21 protein-coding genes are annotated in these 22,131 nt (G+C 69.2%); 9 read left to right on the top strand and 12 right to left on the bottom strand.

All coding sequences use genetic code 11. The features are described from left to right. Window positions 1-73: 73 nt before the first annotated feature. A complete protein-coding gene (locus PSC72_RS25445) occupies window positions 74-1,333 on the bottom strand; it encodes a molybdenum cofactor synthesis domain-containing protein (protein ID WP_328518177.1) in 1,260 nt (419 codons plus the stop codon). A 130-nt stretch (window positions 1,334-1,463) separates the two neighbouring features. Between PSC72_RS25445 and PSC72_RS05640 the strand changes: the two genes are divergently transcribed. The 3 genes from PSC72_RS05640 (at window position 1,464) to PSC72_RS05630 (ending at window position 4,681) form a co-directional block, all read left to right on the top strand. After that, a complete protein-coding gene (locus tag PSC72_RS05640) occupies window positions 1,464-2,510 on the top strand; it encodes a zinc-binding dehydrogenase (protein WP_274324918.1) in 1,047 nt (348 codons plus the stop codon). Beyond that, window positions 2,503-2,793: a hypothetical protein gene (locus PSC72_RS05635; protein WP_274324917.1), complete on the top strand. Its 291-nt coding sequence runs from the start codon at window positions 2,503-2,505 to the stop codon at window positions 2,791-2,793. Before PSC72_RS05640 ends, PSC72_RS05635 begins: the two co-directional genes overlap by 8 nt. A gap of 106 nt (window positions 2,794-2,899) precedes the next feature. After that, entirely contained in the window at window positions 2,900-4,681 is a 1,782-nt protein-coding gene (locus PSC72_RS05630; RefSeq protein WP_274324916.1) for a histidine kinase N-terminal 7TM domain-containing protein, read from the top strand. Window positions 4,682-4,699: 18 nt separating this feature from the next. Here the strand turns inward: PSC72_RS05630 and PSC72_RS05625 are convergent, their stop codons facing one another. The 3 genes from PSC72_RS05625 to PSC72_RS05615 form a co-directional block, all read right to left on the bottom strand. Next, a complete protein-coding gene (locus PSC72_RS05625) occupies window positions 4,700-6,073 on the bottom strand; it encodes an NAD-dependent succinate-semialdehyde dehydrogenase (protein WP_274324915.1) in 1,374 nt (457 codons plus the stop codon). A 60-nt stretch (window positions 6,074-6,133) separates the two neighbouring features. Then, the gene (locus PSC72_RS05620; protein ID WP_274324914.1) at window positions 6,134-6,739 is read right to left on the bottom strand and encodes an NUDIX hydrolase; all 606 of its coding nucleotides are present in this window, start codon (window positions 6,737-6,739) and stop codon (window positions 6,134-6,136) included. Window positions 6,740-6,819: 80 nt separating this feature from the next. Continuing rightward, on the bottom strand, window positions 6,820-7,725 hold the full coding sequence (locus PSC72_RS05615) for a diacylglycerol/lipid kinase family protein (RefSeq protein ID WP_274324913.1): 906 nt from the start codon (window positions 7,723-7,725) through the stop codon (window positions 6,820-6,822). Window positions 7,726-7,775: 50 nt separating this feature from the next. Between PSC72_RS05615 and PSC72_RS05610 the strand changes: the two genes are divergently transcribed. Continuing rightward, complete coding sequence (locus tag PSC72_RS05610; protein WP_274324912.1) at window positions 7,776-8,444, top strand: PHP domain-containing protein; 669 nt, start codon at window positions 7,776-7,778, stop codon at window positions 8,442-8,444. A 69-nt stretch (window positions 8,445-8,513) separates the two neighbouring features. Here PSC72_RS05610 and PSC72_RS05605 read toward each other — a convergent pair whose 3' ends face one another. Continuing rightward, window positions 8,514-8,927 carry an Lrp/AsnC family transcriptional regulator gene (locus PSC72_RS05605; protein WP_274324911.1) on the bottom strand — a complete coding sequence of 138 codons (414 nt, stop codon included), beginning with the start codon at window positions 8,925-8,927 and terminating at the stop codon, window positions 8,514-8,516. A gap of 103 nt (window positions 8,928-9,030) precedes the next feature. Between PSC72_RS05605 and carA the strand changes: the two genes are divergently transcribed. Then, on the top strand, window positions 9,031-10,101 hold the full coding sequence (carA, locus tag PSC72_RS05600) for a glutamine-hydrolyzing carbamoyl-phosphate synthase small subunit (RefSeq protein ID WP_274324910.1): 1,071 nt from the start codon (window positions 9,031-9,033) through the stop codon (window positions 10,099-10,101). A gap of 33 nt (window positions 10,102-10,134) precedes the next feature. Here carA and PSC72_RS05595 read toward each other — a convergent pair whose 3' ends face one another. From PSC72_RS05595 to PSC72_RS05585, 3 genes are all read right to left on the bottom strand, one after another. Further along, window positions 10,135-10,299 carry a hypothetical protein gene (locus tag PSC72_RS05595; RefSeq protein WP_274324909.1) on the bottom strand — a complete coding sequence of 55 codons (165 nt, stop codon included), beginning with the start codon at window positions 10,297-10,299 and terminating at the stop codon, window positions 10,135-10,137. A gap of 59 nt (window positions 10,300-10,358) precedes the next feature. Beyond that, window positions 10,359-11,756: an aryl-sulfate sulfotransferase gene (locus PSC72_RS05590; RefSeq protein ID WP_274324908.1), complete on the bottom strand. Its 1,398-nt coding sequence runs from the start codon at window positions 11,754-11,756 to the stop codon at window positions 10,359-10,361. Between the two features lie 263 nt (window positions 11,757-12,019). Continuing rightward, the gene (locus PSC72_RS05585; RefSeq protein ID WP_274324907.1) at window positions 12,020-12,424 is read right to left on the bottom strand and encodes a CBS domain-containing protein; all 405 of its coding nucleotides are present in this window, start codon (window positions 12,422-12,424) and stop codon (window positions 12,020-12,022) included. Between the two features lie 131 nt (window positions 12,425-12,555). Between PSC72_RS05585 and PSC72_RS05580 the strand changes: the two genes are divergently transcribed. After that, complete coding sequence (locus tag PSC72_RS05580) at window positions 12,556-12,876, top strand: DMT family transporter (protein ID WP_274324906.1); 321 nt, start codon at window positions 12,556-12,558, stop codon at window positions 12,874-12,876. Window positions 12,877-12,909: 33 nt separating this feature from the next. Here PSC72_RS05580 and PSC72_RS05575 read toward each other — a convergent pair whose 3' ends face one another. Beyond that, window positions 12,910-13,056 carry a hypothetical protein gene (locus PSC72_RS05575; RefSeq protein WP_274324905.1) on the bottom strand — a complete coding sequence of 49 codons (147 nt, stop codon included), beginning with the start codon at window positions 13,054-13,056 and terminating at the stop codon, window positions 12,910-12,912. A gap of 211 nt (window positions 13,057-13,267) precedes the next feature. Between PSC72_RS05575 and PSC72_RS05570 the strand changes: the two genes are divergently transcribed. Next, complete coding sequence (locus PSC72_RS05570) at window positions 13,268-16,129, top strand: DUF4982 domain-containing protein (protein ID WP_274324904.1); 2,862 nt, start codon at window positions 13,268-13,270, stop codon at window positions 16,127-16,129. Window positions 16,130-16,246: 117 nt separating this feature from the next. On the opposite strand, the gene carB is transcribed toward PSC72_RS05570, so the two are convergent. The 3 genes from carB to PSC72_RS05555 form a co-directional block, all read right to left on the bottom strand. After that, window positions 16,247-19,534 carry a carbamoyl-phosphate synthase large subunit gene (gene carB / locus PSC72_RS05565; RefSeq protein ID WP_274324903.1) on the bottom strand — a complete coding sequence of 1,096 codons (3,288 nt, stop codon included), beginning with the start codon at window positions 19,532-19,534 and terminating at the stop codon, window positions 16,247-16,249. 300 nt (window positions 19,535-19,834) lie between these two features. Further along, window positions 19,835-20,065, bottom strand: a complete 231-nt coding sequence (locus PSC72_RS05560) for a hypothetical protein (RefSeq protein ID WP_274324902.1) — start codon at window positions 20,063-20,065, stop codon at window positions 19,835-19,837. Window positions 20,066-20,179: 114 nt separating this feature from the next. Then, window positions 20,180-20,713: a DUF5815 family protein gene (locus tag PSC72_RS05555; protein ID WP_274324901.1), complete on the bottom strand. Its 534-nt coding sequence runs from the start codon at window positions 20,711-20,713 to the stop codon at window positions 20,180-20,182. A 168-nt stretch (window positions 20,714-20,881) separates the two neighbouring features. On the opposite strand from PSC72_RS05555, the gene PSC72_RS05550 reads away from it, so the two are divergent. Both PSC72_RS05550 and PSC72_RS05545 read left to right on the top strand, forming a co-directional pair. Next, window positions 20,882-21,463 carry a metal-dependent hydrolase gene (locus tag PSC72_RS05550; RefSeq protein ID WP_274324900.1) on the top strand — a complete coding sequence of 194 codons (582 nt, stop codon included), beginning with the start codon at window positions 20,882-20,884 and terminating at the stop codon, window positions 21,461-21,463. 66 nt (window positions 21,464-21,529) lie between these two features. Beyond that, window positions 21,530-22,099 carry a GNAT family N-acetyltransferase gene (locus tag PSC72_RS05545; protein WP_274324899.1) on the top strand — a complete coding sequence of 190 codons (570 nt, stop codon included), beginning with the start codon at window positions 21,530-21,532 and terminating at the stop codon, window positions 22,097-22,099. The last annotated feature ends 32 nt before the right edge of the window (window positions 22,100-22,131 follow it).

Raw genomic sequence — 22,131 nt, 5'->3', positions numbered from 1 at the left:
AGGACAGGATACCGAATTACTGTGGTACGTCGGCCGCGATCCGTCCGGTCGCGTCGGTGAGCGCCACCGGCGGTCAGTCGTCGCGGCGGGCGAGACCGACCAGGTGGCCCATCTCCTCGACGATGAGTTCCTCCGTGGCGAGCCTGACGGCGGCCTCGCTGCCGGGGAGACAGAACACGGCGACGCCCTCGACCATCCCCGCCGTCGCTCGCGAGGCCATCGCCCGGGTCCCGATCTCCTCGTAGGAGAGGATGCGGAACAGTTCGCCGAAGCCCGGGAGTTCGCGGTCGAAGAGGGGACGGGCCGCCTCGACGGTCACGTCGTCGGGCGTGACGCCGGTGCCGCCGGTCGTGACGACCACGTCCACGTCGTCCCGGCCGGTCAGGTGCAACAGGGCGTTCTGGACGCCGTCGAGGTCGTCGCGGAGGATCTCCCGGGTCACGACCTCGTGGTCTGCCGCCTCGATGACCGCCTCGATGACGTCACCACTGGGATCGTCGTCGTGCGTGCGCGTGGACGAAACCGTCACCACCGCCACGCCGAGCAGGTCGACGTCCGCCGCGTGCGCGTGCCCGTGGTCGTGACTCTCGTCGTGTGCGTGCACGCTCCCGTGGCCGTCCACCTCTGAGTGCTCGTGGCCGGCATGGCCGTGACCGTCCGCCCCTGAGTGCCCGTGGTCGGCGTGGCCGTGACCGTCGTCTACGGCCTCGGTCGACCCTCGATCCGGTGTTCCCGCCGAATCCGTCGACTCGGAAGCGGTGTCTGCCGAACCTCCGGCCGTTTCCGCGTCGGCGGTGCCTCCGTCCGACTCGGACGACGGTTCCGGTGCGGTACTCGACGGCGCGAGCGGATCAGTGTCGGCCCCGGCGGAGTCGTTCGAGTCCGATCCCGCGGCTCCGGTGGAATCGTTCGTACTCGGTTCCGTGGCCCCGGCCGACCCCGAGGGCGCCAGCGGGTCCGAACTCGGTTCGGCCCGTCCGGGCCCATCGGATTCCGAAGCGTCCCCCCTCTCGCTCTCCGGTTCCGACTCGGTCGGCGATTCGGGGGACGCGGCGTCCCCGACCGCGGATTCGCCGCCGTTCCCGGCGTCGGACGCCGCCTCCCCACCGGACGTGTCCGCGGTCGCGTCGGTGTTCTCGGCCGGCGAGTCCGCCTCCGAGCCGACCCTCGAGTCGGCCGTCGACTCCTGCGGTTCGGCGGCGTCCCCCTCCTGCTCGCCGGTCTCGTCGGCGGATTCGTCCGTCGCCGAGTCGCTCGTCGACGCTTCCCCCTCCTCGTCGTCCTCGTCGTCACCGTACCCCCTGCTGGTGTCGCGAGACTGGAAATCGACCATGGGATCGATACCCGACAGCGGACCAAAAACCCCAGCATGCCCTGGCGGCGTCTGGCGGACCGCGTCGGTCCTGGGGGCAGGTGCGGGTCCGGTCGCCACAGTTTTGCCCGCTGCGCGATTGGCTGAACGTATGCACGCAGTTCAGTTCGCGGACCACGGCGACCGCGGCGTCATCGAGTACGCCGAGCGGCCCGACCCCTCCCCGGGCCGCGGCGAGGTGCTCGTCGACGTGAAGGCGGGCGCGCTCAACCACCTCGACGTGTGGACCCGGCGCGGGCTCCCCGGAATCGACCTCGACCTCCCGCACGTCCCCGGGAGCGACGCGGCGGGCGTCGTCGAGTCCGTCGGCGACGGCGTGACGCGGTTCGAACCGGGCGACCGTGTCGCGGTCAGCGCGGGCGTCAGCTGCGGCGAATGCGAGTTCTGCCGCCACGGCGAGGAGTCCCAGTGCGTCGACTACCACATCATCGGCGAACACGTCCCCGGCGTCCACGCCGAGTACGCCGCCGTCCCCGAGGACAACCTCGTCGCCGTCCCCGAGGGCGTCGACTGGGCGACCGCCGCGGCCGCTCCGCTGGTGTTCCAGACCGCCTGGCGCATGCTGATGACTCGCGCCGACCTCGCCGCCGGCGAGTCCGTCCTCGTCCTCGGCGCCTCGGGCGGCGTCGGCCACGCCGCCGTCCAGATCGCCGACTTCGCGGGCGCCGAGGTGTTCGCCACCGCGAGCACGGAGGAGAAACTCGACTACGCCCGCGAGGTCGGCGCCGACCACGCGATCAACTACGCGGAGACCGACTTCGCCTCCGAGGTGTTCGAGCTGACGGACGGCCGCGGTGTGGACGTCGTCGTCGACCACGTCGGCGGCGAGACCTGGGACGACTCGCTGAAGAGCCTCGCCAAGGGCGGCCGGCTCGTGACCTGCGGGGCGACCGCGGGGAGCCGGCCGGAGACCAACGTCAATCGCGTGTTCTGGAACCAGCTCTCGATACTGGGGTCGACGATGGCGACGCCGGGCGAGGTCGACGACGTCCTCGCGAAGGTGTGGGACGGCACCTTCGAGGTGCGCGTCCGCGACCGACTGCCGATGGGCGAGACGGCCCGCGCGCACGAACTGCTCGAAGACCGCGAGGGATTCGGAAAGGTCGTCGTCGTCCCGGACAGTGAGTTCGATGCGTGACTCCACAGAGGCCGACGGCGCGACGAACCCGGACACCGCCGGGTACGACGTCCCCAACCCGGAGGAACAGGAGTTCGGACTCCGGGGGTGGGGACTGGTCCTCACGCTCGTCCTCACGCTGATCGTCATCCCCGTGTCCATCGTCGCGCTCCCGGGAGCCGACCACGTCCTCGAATCGCTGCCGCTCGGGTGGCGCGACGCCTACCTCGTCTTGCCGTTCGTCCCAGCCCTGTTCCTGGGCGTGATCGGCGCCTGGACCGCCGTCGCCAACCGCCGCCCCTGAGGTCGGCGTCACCGTCTGCCGTCCCCGAGGTCGGCGGCACCGATCCAATTCTGATATCCGGCCACCTACACTTATTTCGCGGTCCGAGTAACCTCTCCTCGTATCGATGGCGACGCCGCTACTCACGCCGGTCGTGTTGCTGGGGGCGATTCTGGGCAGCGGCGTCGCCGCGTTCGTGTGGGCGTTCCGCGACACGCCGGGCGCGAAGCCCCTCGGCGTGTTCATGATCGCCGCGAGCGTGCTGGCGCTCGCGCAGGGGATGGCGCTGGCGACGCCGCCGCTCGCGGCCAAGATCTACTGGACGAACGTCGCGGCGACCGCCACGACCGCGCTCCCGCTGGCGTGGCTAGCGACCGTCCTCACCTACGCCGACAGCGACCGCGCGGTCCGCGGACGGACGCTCGCCGTCCTGCTTCTCGAACCGGCGGTGTTCGCCGCGCTCGTCTGGACCAACGCGGACCACTCGCTCGTCTGGACCGAGCGCTGGATCGAGACGGCCGGCGGTGCCTCCGTCCTCGTCTCCGAGTTCGGGCTCGCGATGTGGGCGCACGTCGGATACTCCTACCTGCTGGTCGCGCTCGGCGGGCTCGAACTCGTCCGCGTGACCGTCCGCACTAACGAGTACTTCCGCAGCCAGGGCACCGCGCTGCTCGGCGCTATCTTCGTGCCCGTGGGCATCGTCGCGCTCTCGATGTACGGCGTCGTCCCGGCGCAGTACGAGCTGATCGGACTCGGGTGCGTCTTCGCCGGCCTCGTCATGACGGCGACGCTCTTTCGGGGACGACTCCTCTCGATCACGCCGGCCATGCGCCAGCTCGGCCGGGAAGCGGTCATCCACGAGATGGACGACAGGATCGTCATCCTCGACGACACCGACCGGATCGTCGACGTCAACCCCGCCGCCGCCCGGCTCTTCGACGCCGACTCCGAGGAGGTCGCCGGCGAGAAACTGGAGGGCATCGCCCCGAAGCTCACCGGTTCGATCGCCTCCGTGCAGGCCGGCCAGGCGGAACTCGCCCTCGACGGCCCCGACGGCCGCCGCTACTACGACGTGCGCGTCTCGCCGCTGTACCGGAGTTACGGCGGCGTCGCCGGCCGCGTCGTCAGCGTCCGCGACGTGACCGCCCGTCGCCAGCACGAACAGCGCCTCGACGTGCTCAACCGCGTCCTCCGGCACAACCTCCGCAACGAACTCAACGTCGTCCGGGGCAACGCCGAACTGCTCCGCCGCGACGTGGCGCCCGCCGACCCGGACGTCGAACACCGCCTCGACCGCATCGAGCGCACCGTCGACACCATCTCGACGCGCAGCGAGAAGATCGGACAGGTCTCGCGAACGCTCGACAGGGACTGCGACGAGCGATTCGACGCGGCGACGCGGCTGGAGAAGCTCGCCGAGGCGGTCGAAGACCGCTATCCCGGCGTTACCGTCCACGTCCGTGTCCCCGACGGGCTGACCGTCGTGGGGGGACCGTCGCTGGAGCGCGCCTTCGAGGAACTGCTGGAGAACGCCGCGGAACACGCCGGCGACGCCCCGACCGTGGAGGTGACCGCCGGTCGAACCGACGGCGCGTTCGCCGAAGTCCGGATCGAGGACGACGGCCCTGGGATCGACCGCCAGGAGCGCGTCGTCATCGAGGAAGGGCGCGAGACCGCGCTCGAACACGGCAGCGGCGTCGGCCTCTGGCTCGTCAACTGGGTCGTCCACGAGTGCGGCGGCCGTATCGCGTTCGCCGAGACCGACGACGGCACTACTGTGGTCGTCACGCTACCTGACGCCGATGCCGACGGCGGCCTCGGATCCGAGCACGGTTCGGTCGACGCGCCAGACGACGGCGACGCGCCGGTCGGCCCCGGCGAGCGGTCCGGACTGGAAGCCGACGACTGATCCGCTCGCGAACGGCGCTCACTCCCCCGTCGACTGCACCCACACCGTCTTGCGGTTGACGAACTCGCGGATCCCGTCGCGACCGAGCTCCCGGCCGTAGCCGGAGTCCTTGACGCCGCCGAACGGCAGCCGCGGGTCGGACTTGACGAGTTCGTTCACGAACGTACAGCCCGCGTCGAGTTCGCGGGCGAGACGCTCCCCGCGGTCCAGGTCCTCCGTCCAGACCGACGCGCCCAGTCCCAGGTTCGTGTCGTTCGCCAGTTCCACCGCGCTCTCCTCGTCGGCGACTTCGAAGACGGCCGCGACCGGCCCAAACACTTCCTCCGTCGCGACGGCCGCGTCGCGCGGGACGTCCGTCAGTACGGTCGGTGGGTAGTAGTAGCCCTCGCGGTCGAGCACCTCGCCCCCGCACTCGACGGTCGCGCCGGCGTCGACGCTCCGTTCGACCTGGTCGTGCAGGTCCTCCAGGAGGTCCTCGCGGGCCTGCGGCCCGAGGTCGGTCCCCTCCTCGGTCGGGTCGCCCACCGTCAGCGAGTCCATCTCGGCGACCAGGCGCTCGGTGAACTCGTCGGCGACGCCCGCGTGGACGACGAAGCGCTTGGCCGCGATGCAGGACTGCCCGGAGTTGATGCAGCGAGCCCGCGCGCCGGTCTCGGCCGCAGCCGCGAGGTCGGCGTCGTCGAGGACGACGAACGGGTCGCTCCCGCCGAGTTCCAGTACCGACTTCTTCAGCTCGCGACCGGCCGTCTCGGCGACGGCGCGGCCCGCCCGTTCGCTCCCGGTCAGCGTCACCGCGGCGACGCGGTCGTCGGCGATCACCTCGTTCGCGGCGTCGGAATCGACCACGAGCGACTGGAAGACGCCTGCGGGGTACCCCGCCCGCTCGAACACCTCGGCGATGGCCCGCGAGCAGCCGGGGACGTTCGACGCGTGTTTCAGCAGACCGACGTTGCCCGCCGTGAGGTGCGGCGCGGCGAACCGGAACACCTGCCAGAACGGGAAGTTCCACGGCATCACCGCCAGGATCGGCCCCAGCGGCTCGTGGGCGACGTACGTCTTCGCCCCCGACTGGCCGCCGATCCGCCGGTCCTGGAGGTGCTCGGGCGCTCGCTCGGCGTAGTAGTCGCACACCCAGGCGCACTTCTCGACCTCGCTCCGCGCGCTGTCGATCGGTTTGCCCATCTCACGGGTCATCAGTTCGGCGTACTCGTCGACGTTCTCGCGGAGGACCTCGCCCGCGCGTTCGATCGGTTCGGCCCGTTCTTCGACGGGCCGCTCCCGCCACGAGTCGAACGCCTCGGTCGCGGTCGCGAGCGCGGCCTCCACGTCGTCGCCGTCGTCGGTCGCGACCGGTTCCAGCGGCTCGCCGGTCGCCGGGTTGACGCGTGCCATACGTTGGCTAGCGCGGCGGAGTCGAATGTAGTTTTGGCCGGAAAAGAGCGCGCCGCCGCCTCACTCGAAGTCGCGGCGCATCGCGATCTCGAACCAGGGACAGAGGCGGAGTTGGCGGTACCACCGCGGGTGTTCGTAGAGGCGCTCGTAGGGGACCCACATCAGCCCGCCGACCTCGTCGGGGTCCGGGTCGAGCGACGTGTCGAGCAGGGTCGCCTTCAGCACCGCGCAGACCTCGTGCTCGACGCCCTCGTCCATGTAGTACCGCTTGTACTCGAAGCGGTCGGTCACGCGCAGGTCGTCGTACTGGTCCGGCGTGACGCCGAGTTCCTCTTCGAGGCGCTGGCGGGTCGCTTCGACCTGGGTCTGGCCCTGCACCGGATGCGAGGCGACCGTGCCGTCCCAGTAGGTGTCCCAGAGGCGCTTTTTCGGGCTGCGCTGGGCGAGCAGGATCCGGCCTTCCTCGTCGAACAGCAGCGACGTGAACGCCCGGTGGCGCGTCCCATCGCCCGTGTGCGCGTCGAGTCGATTGACCAGGCCCTGCTCCTCGTCGTTCTCGTCGACGGCGATCACGGCCTGCTCGGCGTTCTCGTGGTACTCGTCGTTCGCACCGGTACCCGGCGCGTCGTCGGGACCGCTGGAAGCCCCCGCGTCCTCCGAACTCATGAGGTTTACATTGGAGAGCGGGTTCAAACAGTCTTCGACTCACGGCGGTCCGCCCCGACGCGGGCGCCGGCCGATCCACGTCACTCAGGCGGCCAGGGCGCCGGCTCCGGTTCGTACGCGTCGCCGACGCGAAACCGCATCGCCCCCTCGCGGACGCTCGCGTCGATCGACTGGCGCTCGACGATCTCGCCGTCGAAGCTGAACGCCATCGGCCGGTCGGTCGTCGTGACGAGGAGTTCTGCCGTGGTGAGCCGCGTGAGGTGCGAGGCGTCCCGCTTCAGTAGCCGCTGGAGCGCACCCTCGGCGAGGTAGTCGATCGCGGGGGCCTGCTCGACGATCACGACCTCCAGCCGCCCGTCTTCCAGGTTCGCCTGAGTGCGGCCCCCTCCGAGGAAGCGTCGGCCGTTCCCGATCAGCAACACGAGCGCCGTGCCCGACCACAGCGGGTCGTGGGACGCGCCGGCGCGTATCTCCAGCAGCGGCCCCTCGTATTGACGGGCGTCCGAGAGCGTCTGGAGCGCGTAGGCGAGCGAGCCGATCCGCGCCTTCGCTTCGTCGTCGGTGTCCTCGCTGGCCTCCGCGATCAGGCCGCCCAGACAGGAGTTGACGAAGAGGGCGTCGTCGGCGACGCCGAGGTCGAGCCGCCGGCGTTCGCCCGTCTCAGCGACCTCGAACGCGTGTTCGACGGACTCGATCCCGAGGTTGGCCGCGAAGTTGTTGCCCGTCCCGGCCGGGACGACGGCGAGTTCCACGTCGTCCAGCGCGTCGGCGGCCGCGACGCCGCGGACAACCTCGTTCACCGTGCCGTCGCCGCCGCAGGCGATGATCTGGTCGGCCTCTGCGGCCGCCGCTCGGGCCAGCGCCACGGCGTCTCCGGGTTCGTCGCTGTCCCGGACATCGATACCCCGTTCGCTCGCGCGCTCGCGGGCGGTCTCGACGTCAGTCCCGTCGCCGCCGGTCGGGTTTCGGACCATGACGCGGCGCATGTGAACACGAAGGACGGCAGGTCTTTACGACTATCGCCCCTTGCTAGCACGTGTTCGCAGTCGACCTCCACCTGCACACGCGGCCGTTCCACAACCCGCGTGGCGCCCCGACGGCGTTCGATCCGTACGGAGCGAGGCTGATGGCCGCGTCGGCCCGCAACAGGGGAATCGACGGGCTCGCCCTCACGAACCACAACTACCGCGTCCCGTACCTGAACGACGACCCGCTGTTCGTCCCCGGCATCGAGGTGACGACCCGCAACGGCCACGTCCTCGTCGTCGGTCCGGACCCCCCGGATCGGACGTACGGCGACAGGAGCAGCCCCGCGGCAGTCGTCGAAGACGCCCACGACCGCGGGTGTGCGGCCGTCATCGCCCACCCGTTCCGGAACAGCACCGTCGCGGACGTCGACGCGCCGTTCGACGCCGTCGAGGTCAACGGCAAACACCCCGAACGCCGGGCGGAGATCGAGCGGATCGCCGACGAGCGCGAGATACCCGTCGTCGGCGGCAGCGACGCCCACTTCCCGTTCGAACTCGGCCGCGTCCACACGCTCGTCTACGCCGACGATCTCACGCCCGAGAGCGTCGTCGACGCGATCCGGGACGGGCGGGTCGAACCCCGGCGACAGACGTACCTCACCGACAGGCTGTTGCTGCCCATGTACGACGCGATCCACGGCGCTCGCGACGCGCTACAGCGAGCGGTCCCCGGCTGAGAAGAGGGAACCTCGGTCGACGAGTTGGTCACGGGGCGGTCGCGCTCGGTCGGCTCCGGGGCGAGTCCGTTATCCGACGCGCTCGTCCAGAATCAGTCTGGTCTTCGTGCTCACGACTTCCTCCAGCTCTCGGGTCTGGGTGATGATCTCGTTGACGCGCTCGGTGTCCTGGGCGTCGACGACGAAGACGACGTCCTCCTCGCCGGAGACCTGCCAGACGAAGTCGACCTCCTGCCACTCGGCGACGCGCTCGCTGATGTCGTGGGTGTCGACGCTCACGTCGACGCCGACCTCGATCATCGCTTTGACGTTCCCCGTCCGCGTCGCCACGGTAAAGCGCTCGATGACGCCCTCGTCGACGAGCGACTCGACGCGGTTGCGGACGGTCCCCTCGGAGGTCCCCACGCTGTCCGCGATCTCCGTGTACGGCGTCCGCGCGTCCCGTCGGAGGATGTTCAGGATCTGCCTGTCGAGGTCGTCCATCGAATACCGGTGGCTTCCCCGCGCCCCCACTTGACCGTTACGAATTTCGTAACCTGGCTTCGAAAGCAAGGCTTATGCACGGAGATGGTATACGCATCTCGTAATGACGGACGCCTACGTGGCACTGGAGGGAGGACGCGTCGTCGAGGCGCGCGCTCGCGCTCCGGGCACGACTCGCGGCGAACTGGTCTTCACGACAGCGTATACGGGTTACGAGGAGAGCCTCACCGACCCCTCCTACGAGGAGCAGATTCTCACCTTCTCCTACCCGCTCATCGGGAACTACGGGGTCCGAGAGGAGCGATTCGAGTCCGACCGCGTCCACCCGCGCGGCGTCGTCGCGCGCGACCTGACCGACGACGTGGCCGAGTGGCTCGAAGCGGAGGGCGTCCCGGCGGTCGACAAGCTCGACACGCGCGATCTGGTCACCGAGATCCGCGACTCCGGCGCGATGAAGTGCGGCATCGCCGCGGGCGAGGGCGTCACCGAGCAGGACGCGCTGGACGAACTCGACCAGTGCAAGCACATGAGCGACCACGTCGACATCGGCGACCAGGTCACCACGCCCGAGACCGTCGTCTACAACGAGGACGGCGACGGCGCGGACGTGGCGCTCATCGACTGCGGCGCGAAGGGGTCGATCATCACGTCGCTCGTCGAGCGCGACGCGACGGTCCACCTCATGCCCCACGACACCACCGAGGACGAAGTCGCCGAGCTCGACCCGGACGTCCTCTTCATCTCCAACGGCCCCGGCGACCCGGAGAACTTCGACGAGGCCAACGAACTCGTCGACAGCTACGTCGGCGAGACGCCCATCGCCGGCATCTGCCTCGGTCAGCAGGTCGTCGCCAACGCGCTCGGCGGCGAGACCGAGAAGATGGAGTTCGGCCACCGCGGCGTCAACCAGCCGGTCCGCGACCTGCGGACCGACCGCGTCGTCATGACCACCCAGAACCACGGCTACACCGTCGCCGACCCCGGCGACAACCTCGAAGTCACCCAGATCAACGTCAACGACGACACGCCCGAGGGCCTGGAAAACGACGAACTCGACATCCTCACCCGCCAGTATCACCCCGAGGCCAACCCTGGCCCCAACGACTCGAAGGACTTCTTCGACGACGTGCTCGCGATGGCCGAGGACGACTCCGTCGCGACGCGGACGAACTGACCGCCCCACCCCGCTCGCCGATTCTCCGCCCGGTTACCGCTCCCACTCGTAGAACCACCAGGACGCGCCCAACAGCAACAGCCCCGCGCCGAGGACGGACGTCGCGGGCTCCGGGAAGACGAAGAGGACGAATCCGATCAGTATCAACAGACTCGGTTCGATCTCGTTCCAGTACTCGGAGTAGCTCGGCAGGGCCATACGCCGTGTTGGACCGGCGCCGCGAAAAAGATGGTCTCGCCGAGCGCTCGCGAATGCTGTCAGTCGCCGCCCGGGCCCTTCCGTCTCAGGTCGATCCCGTCCCGGACCTGCATCGACAGGTCGTAGCGCCAGCGGAACTCGGCGACGAGCAGGGCGAACAGCGACGCCAGGCTGATGCCGATGGCGGCGACGTGCCACACGCGCATCCACGGCGGGACCAGGAACACGGCCGCGGACATGAGCTTCGCCGGCGCCATCCGGAGAAACGCCCGTTTCAGCCCGATGAGGTCGATGAGTTTGCCACTGTCGTCGTTGTCGGTGTCCCGTTCGATCTCGCCGGAACTCGTCAGGTTCTGACTGGCGGCGCTCCACCCGCCGGCGCTCTCGTCGCCGGTACCGAGACGTTCGGCGTCGTACGCGCTGGAGAGGGTGACGTTCCACACCACCGACCCGTTGGGGGCGACTTCGAGCACGCGGCCGCCGTTGGAGTCGACGATGAGGGTGTTGCCGTTGGGGAGGCGGTCGGCGTCCCGAGTCCACTGCATGTCGTCGTCCGACCACTGCCAGGACTGCTCCCACGAGCCGTTTCGCCGCTGGAACTCGACGACCCGGTTGTTGTGCGAGTCGGCGACGACGACGGCCGGGCCGCCGCGCGATTCGGGGATGTAGTCGGGGTTGTGCTGTTCGTACAGGACCGAGTAGTTGTTCTCGGCGCCGAGCGTCCAGTTCTCCTGCAGCCCGGTCTCCGGGTCGATGAAGACGACCTGGTCCTGGTTGCGGGGCGAGGCCATGACACGCCCGTCGGGGAGCATCTCGACGTCGTTGAGGTGGGTCCAGTCGTTGGGCCACTCGCCGCCGCCGCTGCGGGGGAACTCGGTCATCGCCTGCCAGGACCACTCGTGCATCCCGGTGGAGGTGTTGAGCTGGTACACCCGGTCGTGGACGATGTCGGCGACGACGAATCTGTTCGGCCCGACCCTATCGACGTCGTGGATCTTCTCGCTGTACAGCGCCGGCGCGACGATGCTGTAGAGCGTCTCGGTCTCGCCGGTCGTCAGGTTGATCCGCAGGATGTTGTCGCGGACGCAGCGCCGCACCGACGCGTCGCACTCCTCGGGGTAGACGAACTCGGAGGCGACGACGGTGACGGTGTACCGGCCCTTCGGCGACGGGTCCACGTCCTGGTACTTGTTGTACTCGTCGTGGTAGTAGAGGACGCGACCGTCCGGCGCGAAGGCTGTGAGCGAGTCCCTCGCCCGGTCGGCGAACCCCTGCCCGGTGATCACGGTGACGTTGTCCCGCGGCGGTACGATCTGCTCGCGGTCCTCGAACGGGACCTCTGCCTGCTTCGCCGCCGCGTTCGCCGCGCTGGAGTAGCTCAGATACCCACTCACCAGGTAGAGACACGACGCGGCGACGATGCAGAAGACGGCGATACGGAGGGCGCGGCGCTTCATACCCCAGAGAGGCGAACGCCCCCACAAAGGTGTTGCTCTTTCTGTCAGATACAGCGCTACGTCGCGTCCGCTGTCAGGACGGTGCCGTGTGCCGGCCGCTCCGGTTGTCCACCGCGATCGGACCCTGCAGGTCTACCAGGCCCCCGCCGCGGGGACGTCACAATGCCTCGATAGTCGCTCGACGTCGATCTACGCTGGTTCTTCGGAGGAGGGCCTTCACAACCCACGATTGCAGGGAGGGCGCGAAACGGCCGCCAGTCGCCTCAAGCGGGCGACGGCGTCTGGACGGTCGAGATGTAGCCCGTGAGGTCCGTCGTCGAGATCATGCCGATGACGCCCTCGTCGTCGTCGACGACGGGGACGTGGTGGATCCCGTGTTCGATCATCGTGTCCGCGACGTCGACGATAGAGGCCTGCGCCGACGTCGTGATGACGTCGGTCGTCATGTAGCGCTCGACGGTGGTCTGGGCCTTCGGCTTGCTCTTGGCGACGATGTCGACGAAGTCCGTCGTCGTCAGGATGCCCAGCAGCCGGTTGTCGTCGTCGACGACGACCAGCGACCCGATCTCCTGGGTCAGCATCTGCTCGGCCGCGTCTTCGACGAGCGTGTCCGGCCCCACCGTCTGGATGCCCGAACTCATCAGTCGAGCCACGAAGATGTCGTCCATACCAGTACATCACATATCCAGAATATAAACACCGACGGTTCTCCCCCGACTGGACGGCGCCGGTCCGTCGCGCGTCGCCCTCCGCGTACCGAACCGGAAGGCACAGGCCCGACCCGCCGAAAGGCCGCGACATGTCCTGGTACCTGCTCGGGATCGCGGGCCTGTTCGAGATCGCCTGGGCGATCGGCCTGGAGTACTCGGAGGGGCTCACCCGACCGGTCCCCACGGCCGCGACGGGCGTCGCGATGCTGATCAGCGTCGTCCTGCTCGCGAAGGCCGTCGAGACCCTGCCGGTCGGTACCGCCTACGCCGTCTGGACCGGCATCGGCGCCGTCGGCACGGCGGCGCTCGGCGTCGTCCTCTTCGACGAGCCGTTGAGCCCGGCCCGCGTCGCGTTCGTCGGTCTCGTCGTCGTCGGTATCGTCGGGCTGAACCTCACGGCCGGCCAGTGACGCGACCGCGGCGGGCCGGCGGTCGCCGGTTCGCTACCACTGCCGGTACGCGAGGACGAGGACGCCGAGGACGATGAGCGCGATCCCCCACATGAAGTCGCCGCCGGGGAGGACGCCGAGCAGTATCGTGACGACACCCGAGGAGAGGAGCGACCATCCGATCGTCGTTCGATAGGCCATACCCGCAGTAGGGGCATCGGACGGAAAGACCCACGGCCGGCAGTTCCGTCTGCGACGGCCGCCGGTGTCCTCTCGAATCCAGTCCGGGACCTTCCCGCCACCGGGCTGACCGGTATTGCTAAGTGGTACCACAGCGCCACGTTCTGCAAGTCACACACCGATCACGATGGAACGCCACGATACCGCGACGAGACGCCGAGAGACGTACAGTATGAACCCCGACTGGCGAGTCCACGTCGGCGACCCCGAGAACGCAGCAGCGCTCGACTTCGACGACTCGGCCTGGGACCGGGTCAGCCTGCCCTACGCCTGGAACGAGGACGAGGCGTTCCGGGAGGACATCTACGGGCTCTCGACCGGCGTCGCGTGGTATCGCAAGCGGTTCACGCTGCCCGAGGACGCCGCGGAGAAGAAGGTCTTCGTCGAGTTCGAGGGCGTCCGGCAGGCCGCCGAGGTGTACCTCAACGGCGAGTTCGTCGGCCGCCACGAGAACGGCGTCATGGCCTTCGGGTTCGACCTGACCGAACTGGCCGACCCCGCCCCGGAAGAGAACGTGCTCGCGGTCCGGGTCGACAACGACTGGGACTACGAGGAACAGGCGACCGGCCAGCGCTACCAGTGGGCCGACCACAACTTCAACGCGAACTACGGCGGGATCACGAAGAACGTCAAACTGCACGTCACCGACCGGCTCTACCAGACGCTGCCGCTGTACTCGTGGCTGGGTACGACGGGCGTCTACGTGTACGCCGACGACATCGACGTCGACGAACAGTCCGCCGAGGTCAACGCCGAGTCGCAGATCCGCAACGAACACGACGAACCGCGGGCGGTCCGGTACGAGGTCGAACTCCGGGAGACCGACGGGGAGACGGTCGCGGCGTTCGAGGGGAACGAGCGGGTGATCCCGCCGGGCGCGACGACGACCGTAGAAGCGTCGCAGGACGTGGCGGATCTGGAGTTCTGGAGCTGGGGATACGGCTACCTCTACGACGTCGTCACCCGGCTCACCGTCGACGGCGAGGTGGTCGACACCGTGACCACCCGGACCGGGTTCCGGAAGACGGCCTTCGAGGACGGCAGGATCGAACTCAACGACCGCGCGATCCAGCTCAAGGGCTATGCCCAGCGGACGACCAACGAGTGGCCCGCGGTGGGCCGGAGCGTCCCCGCGTGGCTCAGCGACTTCAGCAACGGCCTGATGGTCGAGGGCAACGCCAACGCCGTCCGCTGGATGCACGTCACGCCGTGGAAGCAGGACGTCGAGTCCTGCGACCGCGTCGGACTGATCCAGCTCCTCCCGGCGGGCGACGCCGAGAGCGACGTCGAGGGCCGCCAGTGGGACCAGCGCGTCGAGCTGATGCGCGACGCCATCGTCTACAACCAGAACAACCCGAGCGTGCTGTTCTACGAGGGCGGCAACGAGGTGATCAGCGAGGAGCACATGCGCGAGCTGGTCCGGCTCCGCGACCGCTTCGACCCCCACGGCGGCCGGGCGATGGGCTGTCGCGAGATGCTCGACAGCGACGTGGCCGAGTGGGGCGGTGAGATGCTCTACGTCAACAAGAGCGCGGACAAGCCGATGTTCGCCACCGAGTACAACCGCAGCGAGGGACTGCGCCGCTACTGGGACGAGGACTCGCCGCCCTACCACGAGGACGGCGCCGGCGAAGGCGAAGGGGAGCGCTACAACCGCAATCAGGACTCGTTCGCCGTCGAGGACGTCCGTCGGTGGTACGAGTACTGGCGCGAGCGGCCGGGCACCGGCCGCAGGGTCAGCTCAGGCGCGCTGAACATCGTCTTCAGCGACACCAACACCCACTACCGCGGCGAGGAGAACTACCGGCGCAGCGGGGAAGTCGACCCGATGCGGGTCCCCAAGGACGCCTACCGGGCGCACGAGGCGATCTGGGACGGCTGGGTCGAGGTCGAAGACCCCGGCGCCGCGATCCTGGGCCACTGGAACTACGAGCCCGACACCGTCAGGGACGTGACCGTGATCTCCGGCGCGGAGTCGGTCGAACTGTTCCGCAACGGCGAGTCACTCGGCTACGGCGACCGCTCCGACCGCTTCGTCTTCACGTTCGAGGACGTGGCGTGGGAGCCCGGGACGCTTCGCGCCGTCGGCTACGACGACGCCGGCGAACGGGTCTGCCAGGACGTCCGCGAGACGGTCGGCGAGCCGGTGGCGGTCGAACTGACGCCGAGGACCGGCCCGACCGGCTGGCGCGCCGACGGCCACGACCTCGCGCTCGTCGAAGTCGAAGTCGTCGACGACGAGGGCCGGCGACACCCGACCGCCTTCGACGAGATCGAATTCGATCTGGAGGGGCCGGCCGAGTGGCGCGGCGGCATCGCGAAGGGGCCGGAGAACCACGTGCTCTCGCAGGAGCTCCCGGTCGAACTCGGCGTCAACCGCGTGCTGATCCGCTCGACGCGGGAGGCGGGGACCGTAACGGTGACCGCCCGGAGCGAGGGGCTCGCGCCGGACACCGTCGAACTGGAGACGGAACCGGTCGAGACGAGCGGCGGACTGACGCCCCACCTACCGGGCGAGGACCTCCCGTCGAAGCTAGATCGCGGGCCGACCCCCGAGGGGCTGGCCTACGAGAGCGAACGCCGACCGCTCCCCGTGGTCGACGTCAGCGCGGGGTCGAACGCCGAGGAGGCCGCCCACGCGATCGACGACGACGAACTGAGTAGCTGGGAGAGCCGCGGCGACCCCGAGGACGCCTGGATCCGGTTCGACCTCGGGGAAGCGACGGCCGTCGGCGAAGTGCGGCTGAAAGTCGCGAACCACCGGACGACCGGCTACCCGATCCGGGTCGCCGTCGACGGCGAGGAGGTCTGGAGCGGCGAGGTCGGCCACACGCTGGCCTACGACGCGATCACGTTCGACCCGACCGAGGGACGGAGCGTGACCGTCGCCCTCGCCGGGGTGACCCGCGTCGAGGACGCGTTCGGCGAGATCGTCGAGATCACCGGCGAGCGTCACCACTCCGACGTGGACGAGGAGCGAAACGCGCTCGAACTCCTCGAAGTCGAACTCTACGGCCCCGACCCCGAAGCCTGAACGCGGCGGGTTCGGTTCCGCGGATCGAACGGTTACAGTGGAGAGAGCGAAATCAACGAAAAGACCGAGAGAGAAGCGGTCAGGACCGCGAGCGGCGATCGGGTGTCCGTTCGCGGTTCAGTTTTCCTTCGGCTGGCCCCAGTACTCGTCGCGCTTGACGCGCTGGCCGACGGGCTGGACGTCCAGCGGTTCGTCGGCGGCCTCGATGGCTTCCAGCGCCGCGCGGGCGCTCGCGAGCGTCGAGAAGTAGGTGATCTCCTCCTCGACGGCCGTCTGGAGCGGGGCGCGCTGGCGCGAGACGATGAGGTCGACCTCGCCGTTCTCGATGGCCGCGACGAACTCGTCCTCGTCGTCGAACGTCACGAGGTCGAAGTGCTCGGCGTAGCCCTCGACCAGTTCCTCGCCGGCCTCCGTCTCGCGTCCGGGGAACTCGCTCTCGGAGAGGTCGACGACGGCGGTGCCCTCGAGCGGGATGGGCTTGCCGACGGACATCTGGGCCTTCTGGTAGGCCTTGCCGAAGCTGTCAGCGGTGCCCATGACCTCGCCCGTCGACTTCATCTCCGGACCGAGGCGCGGGTCCGAACCCGGCAGGCGGTCGAACGGCAGGACGACCTCCTTGATCGAGACCTGCTCGGGGACCTGCTCGTGGACGTCGAGGTCCTCGAGGGTCTCGCCGGCCATGACCTTCGCCGCGAGCTTCGCGATGGGGACGCCGGTCGCCTTCGAGACGAAGGGGACCGTGCGCGAGGAGCGCGGGTTCGCTTCGAGAACGTACACCTCGCCGTCCTTGACGGCCAGCTGGACGTTCATCAGCCCGACCGTGTCGAGCGCGCGGGCGATGTCCTCGGTGACCTGCCGCACCTTGCGGTTCACGTCGCGTCCGAGCGAACGCGGCGGGATCATGCAGGCCGAGTCGCCGGAGTGGACGCCGGCGGACTCGACGTGCTCCATGATGCCGCCGATGAGGACGTTCTCGCCGTCGGAGACGGCGTCGACGTCCAGTTCGACGGCGTCCTCGAGGAACTCGTCGACGAGGATGGGCTTGTCCGGGCTGACGCGGACCGCTTCCTCGATGTACTCCTTGAGGTCCTCGTCGCTGTAGACGATGTCCATGGCGCGGCCGCCGAGGACGTACGAGGGGCGAACGAGGACCGGGTAGCCGATCTCGTGGGCCAGGTCGAGCGCTTCCTGTTCGCTGGTGGCGGAGCCGCCCTGCGGCTGGGCGATGCCGAGGTCGTCCATGAGGCGGTTGAAGCGGTCGCGGTCCTCGGCGAGGTCCATGGCGTCGACCGAGGTACCCATGATCTCGCAGTCGAGGCCGCGGCGTTCGAGTTCCGCTTCGAGCGGGTGGCCGATGTCGACGGAGGTCTGGCCGCCGAACTGGACCATCACGCCGTCGGCGCCGGTCTCTTCGACCACGTCGGCGACCTCCTCGGCGGTGATTGGCTCGAAGAACAGCCCGTCCGAGGTGTCGTAGTCCGTCGAGACGGTCTCGGGGTTGTTGTTGACGACGTGCGCGTCGATGCCGACCTCTTCGAGCGCGCGGACGGCGTGGACCGAACAGTAGTCGAACTCGACGCCCTGCCCGATGCGGATCGGGCCGCCGCCGACGACCACGACGCTCTCGACGTCGCGGTCGACCTGCACCTCGTCGCGGCCGAGCCCCGAGATGGGGTCGCGCGAGGAGTAGTAGTACGGCGTCGTCGCCGCGAACTCGCCGGCACAGGTGTCGACGAGCTTGAAGTCGCGGTCCGAGGTCTGGTCGTCGACCTCGTCGACGGTCGCGTCGGGACCGGGCGAACTGGCGGCCTCGGCGGACTCCGCCTCGGCCCCTCCGTCGGCCATCGCGGTGTCGTCGTCGGGGGCGTCCGGGCCCTCGACGACCGGGAGCCAGGACGCGTGGGTGTCGTTGAACTCGCCGCCGGCCAGCGCGGTGATCTCCTGGTCGGTGAAGCCGACGTCGGCCGCTTCCTGGTAGTCGCCGTTCTGGGCGGCCTCGGCGGCCTCGGCGATGCGCTTGAACCGTTCGAGGTACCACTCGCGGATCTCGGTGATCTCGCGGATCTCCTCGACGGTGTAGCCGCGACTGAACGCCTCGAAGATCGCGTAGGGGCGGTCCGGCGACGGGCGTTCGAGGTAGTGGTCTTCGAGCTCGTCGTTGAAGACCGTCGAGAAGTCGGCGGCGGGGTCGTACTCCGAGGAGCGCAGCGCCTTGAGCAGCGACTCCTCGAAGGTGCGACCGATGGCCATCGCCTCGCCGGTGGACTTCATCGCCGGGCCGAGCTCGAACTCGACGTCGCCGAACTTGTCCTTGGGCCAGCGCGGGACCTTCGTGACCACGTAGTCGATGGCCGGCTCGAAGGCGGCGGTGGTCTGGCCGGTGATCTCGTTTTCGATCTCGTGGAGGCGCTTGCCGAGCGCGACCTTCGCCGTGACGCGGGCGATGGGGTAGCCGGTCGCCTTCGACGCGAGCGCCGAGGAGCGCGAGACGCGCGGGTTGACCTCGACGACGCGGTACTCGCCGCCGGGCGTGCCGTCGTCGCGCCAGGCGAACTGGATGTTACAGCCGCCCTGGATCCCGAGTTCGCGGATGACGTCCAGGGCCGTGTCGCGCATGACCTGGTGGCCCTCGTCGGGGATGACCTGCGAGGGGGTGACGACCGTGGACTCGCCCGTATGGATGCCCATCGGGTCGAGGTTCTCCATGTTGCAGATGATGATACACGAGTCGTCGGCGTCGCGCATCACCTCGTACTCCAGTTCGATCCAGCCGTCGATGGACTCCGTGATCATCACGCGGTCGTCCCGGGAGAGGCGGAGCCCCTTGTGGACGGCCTTTTTCAGCTCGTCCATGTCGTCGATGACGCCCGACCCGGCACCGCCGAGCGTGTAGGTCGTCCGCATGATGACCGGGAGGCCGCCGACGGCCTCGACCGCGTCCTCGACCTCGTCCATGGACTCGATGGTGATCGACTCGGGGACCGGTTCGCCGATGGACTCCATGCGCTGGCGGAACTGGTCGCGGTCCTCGGTGGCATAGATGGTGTCCAGCGGCGTGCCCATCACGTCGACGTCGTATTCGTCGAGGACGCCCTCCTCGGCGAGTTCCGCGGTGACGTTGAGCCCGGTCTGGCCGCCCAGGCCCGCGATGACGCCGTCGGGGTTCTCCTTCCGGATGATCTCCGAGATGGCCTCCGTGTTGATCGGCTCGATGTACACGGCGTCGGCCATCTCCGGGTCGGTCATGATCGTCGCCGGGTTCGAGTTGACGAGCACGACGCGGGCGCCCTCTTCCTGCAGCGCGCGACACGCCTGTGCCCCCGAGTAGTCGAACTCGGCCGCCTGCCCGATCTTGATCGGGCCGCTCCCGATGAGCAAGATCGTACGGTCCTCTTCCTGTGTCATTACTCGGGGAGAGTCCGTTCATCGTAATAAGCCCGGCGATAGAATACGGATATCGAAACCGAGTTTCGAAAATCGTATTCTGCGGGCGTCGTCCGCCTGTCCGACGGATTCGGGGAGAAACGACGTCGCCGACGACGGTCCGAGGGGCGTCTCGGCGGTCCGGTTGGTCACCAGCGGGGTTCGACGCGGCGGTTGCGTCGCTACCGAAACCAGCGCGACGATGCATAAATCATCGACGGTTCGGGACGGAGGCTTCCCTCGGTAGACCGCGACGGGCGACCAGTCGCGGCGTCGAAGCGATCACCCGTTCCGGTCGGTCACGCGGTACCGGAACGGCTGCTCGCGGACGATCTCGACCTCGCCCGACTGCGCCTGACGGCCGAGGACTGTTGCGACCCGGTGGGCGCTGTCGAACTCCTCGCCGTGGGCTTCCAGCACGTCGAGGATCTCGCGCGCCGTCAGCGGTTCCTCGGCGTCGGCCTCCCGGAGCACCGAGCGGATCCGCTCGAACTCGCGCTGACGGATGCGCATGCGGACACCTCCGGGCGCCGACACTATCAAACGCCGTCAGACGACCGTCAGACGTGCGAGCGGCGTCGAACGAGCCAGAGACATCGGCCGAGCGAGAGTCGGGTTCGGGGCGGCTCAGACCGCGGAGTCGTGTTCGGTCTCGAACTCGCGCTCCTCGCGGTACTGGTCGACGAACGCGGGCACGTCGAACTCGTGGAGCCACTGCTCGAACTGCGCGGCGGCCTCCTCGTCGTCGGCGTGGCTCACGGCGTGGTCCATGAGTTCGACGACGAGTTCCACGACGACCTCGTGGAGCCGGCGCGCGTCGAAGTCGGTGAGCCAGACCATCGAAAACCCGGCCTGGCCGTCCTCGGAGACGTCCTCGACGACGACCTCCTGGGGGAACTCCTCCATCACGCTGGCCATGACGTGGGCGGTCGTGAACTCGGGGAACTCGTCGGCGGTCTCGATGGTCTCGGTGAGCACCTCGACGAGGAACTCGGGGACGAACCGCCCGAGCGGGTGGACGTCCATGACGACGGCGTGGTCGTCGCCGCAGGCGCACTCGTACTCGCGCAGGCCCATGTCCAGGTCGTGGACGGCGACGGTCTCGCCGCAGGGCAACTCGATGTCGGCCCCCTCGCTCCCGGGGACGCGCGGCTCTGCCATTGTCGGAGGTACCGCTGTCAGCCGTTTAAACGCCGCGATCGGGACCGAACGGGACCGGCCGCGCGGTCCGGACCGAGCGCCCGCCTGCGCCCCTCCGCCACCGCCCGAACGCCCCCGCCCGCCGCGCTCTTTATCAGTATCCAGCCGTCAATAGCGATACGTATCGCTATGATGGCCACCACGCACGGGTTCGTCGCGCTCGCGGCCGCGACGCTCGCGCTGCCCGTCCTCTCGGAGTACGTGTCCGCCCCCGTGGTCCTGACGGTCGCGTTCCTCGGCGGGGTCGCCCCGGACCTGGACCTCGCCGCGGTCCACCGGCGCACGCTCCACTTCCCGGTCCTCGGCCCGGTGAGCGCAGTCGTCGCCGGGGCGATGGCCATCGCCGTTCCGACACAGTGGACCGTCGCCGCGGCCGTCTTTCTCGGCGGCGCTGCACTGCACGCGAGCTCCGACGTGCTCGGAGGTAGCGCCGAGCACGAGCCGTGGAACCCGACGACGGAACGGGGCGTCTACAACCACGCCCTCGGCCGGTGGCACCGACCGCGGCGGGTCGTCCCGTACTCCGGCGCGCCGGCGGACCTGCTGTTCGCCGCGCCGTTCGCGGCCGTCACCGTCCTCTCCACCGCGACCGGTCGATCGGCCGACGGCACCGTGCTGGCGCTGTTCGTCGGATCGGCGGGCTACGTCCTCGTTCGCAAGCGCCTCGGCGCGGTCGTCGCCGCCCTCCAGCGGACGCTTCCGATCCGATGACCCCGTCGGCGCGTCGGTCACCGCCACCCGGAGCTTTATTCTGCGAGCGGGCGACGCGCCGCACGGATGACCGGACTCTGGCGGCTCACCCGGAACCGGTACGGTCGCACCGTCTACGACGGGCTCGCGGCGGTCGGCGTCACCGCGACCTGGATGCGCGAGTACGTCGCCGACCCCAAATCGGTCCCGTCCCCCGACCCGCCCTCCGGCGTTTCGGTCGGCGAGGTCGATCCCAGCCGCGTCGCAGCGCTCGACGCCCCGGTCGGCGAACTCGTCGACGGCGAGCGGGTGGTCGCGACCACCGACGGCGACGAAGCGGTCGGCTACCTGTTCTGCTCGACCGACGCGACCCACCGGATCCACCCGCTCGAACGGCGCCTGTCGTTCGACGGCGCCTACATCAGACGCGTGTTCGTCGCGCCCGAGCACCGCCAGCGCGGCGTCGCCTCGGCCCTCGTGCGCGCCGCATGCCAATGGGCGCGCGAACGGGACGCCGACCGGGCGACCGCGCTCGTCGCGCTCGACAACAGACCCTCCCGCGCCCTCTTCGAGAAACACGGCTTCGTCGCCGAGCGCGCGCACCGCTACGTCCGCCTCGGACCCCTCTCGACCCGGTCGGTCGCGGAGATAGAGTGATGCCGAGAGCTACGTTCCGGACATAGCTATAT

It is taken from the genome of Halosimplex aquaticum, assembly GCF_028747785.1.
Classification (GTDB): domain Archaea; phylum Halobacteriota; class Halobacteria; order Halobacteriales; family Haloarculaceae; genus Halosimplex; species Halosimplex aquaticum.
Note: the sequence above shows the minus strand (reverse complement) of the source record. Positions and strands in the feature narration are given on the sequence as shown.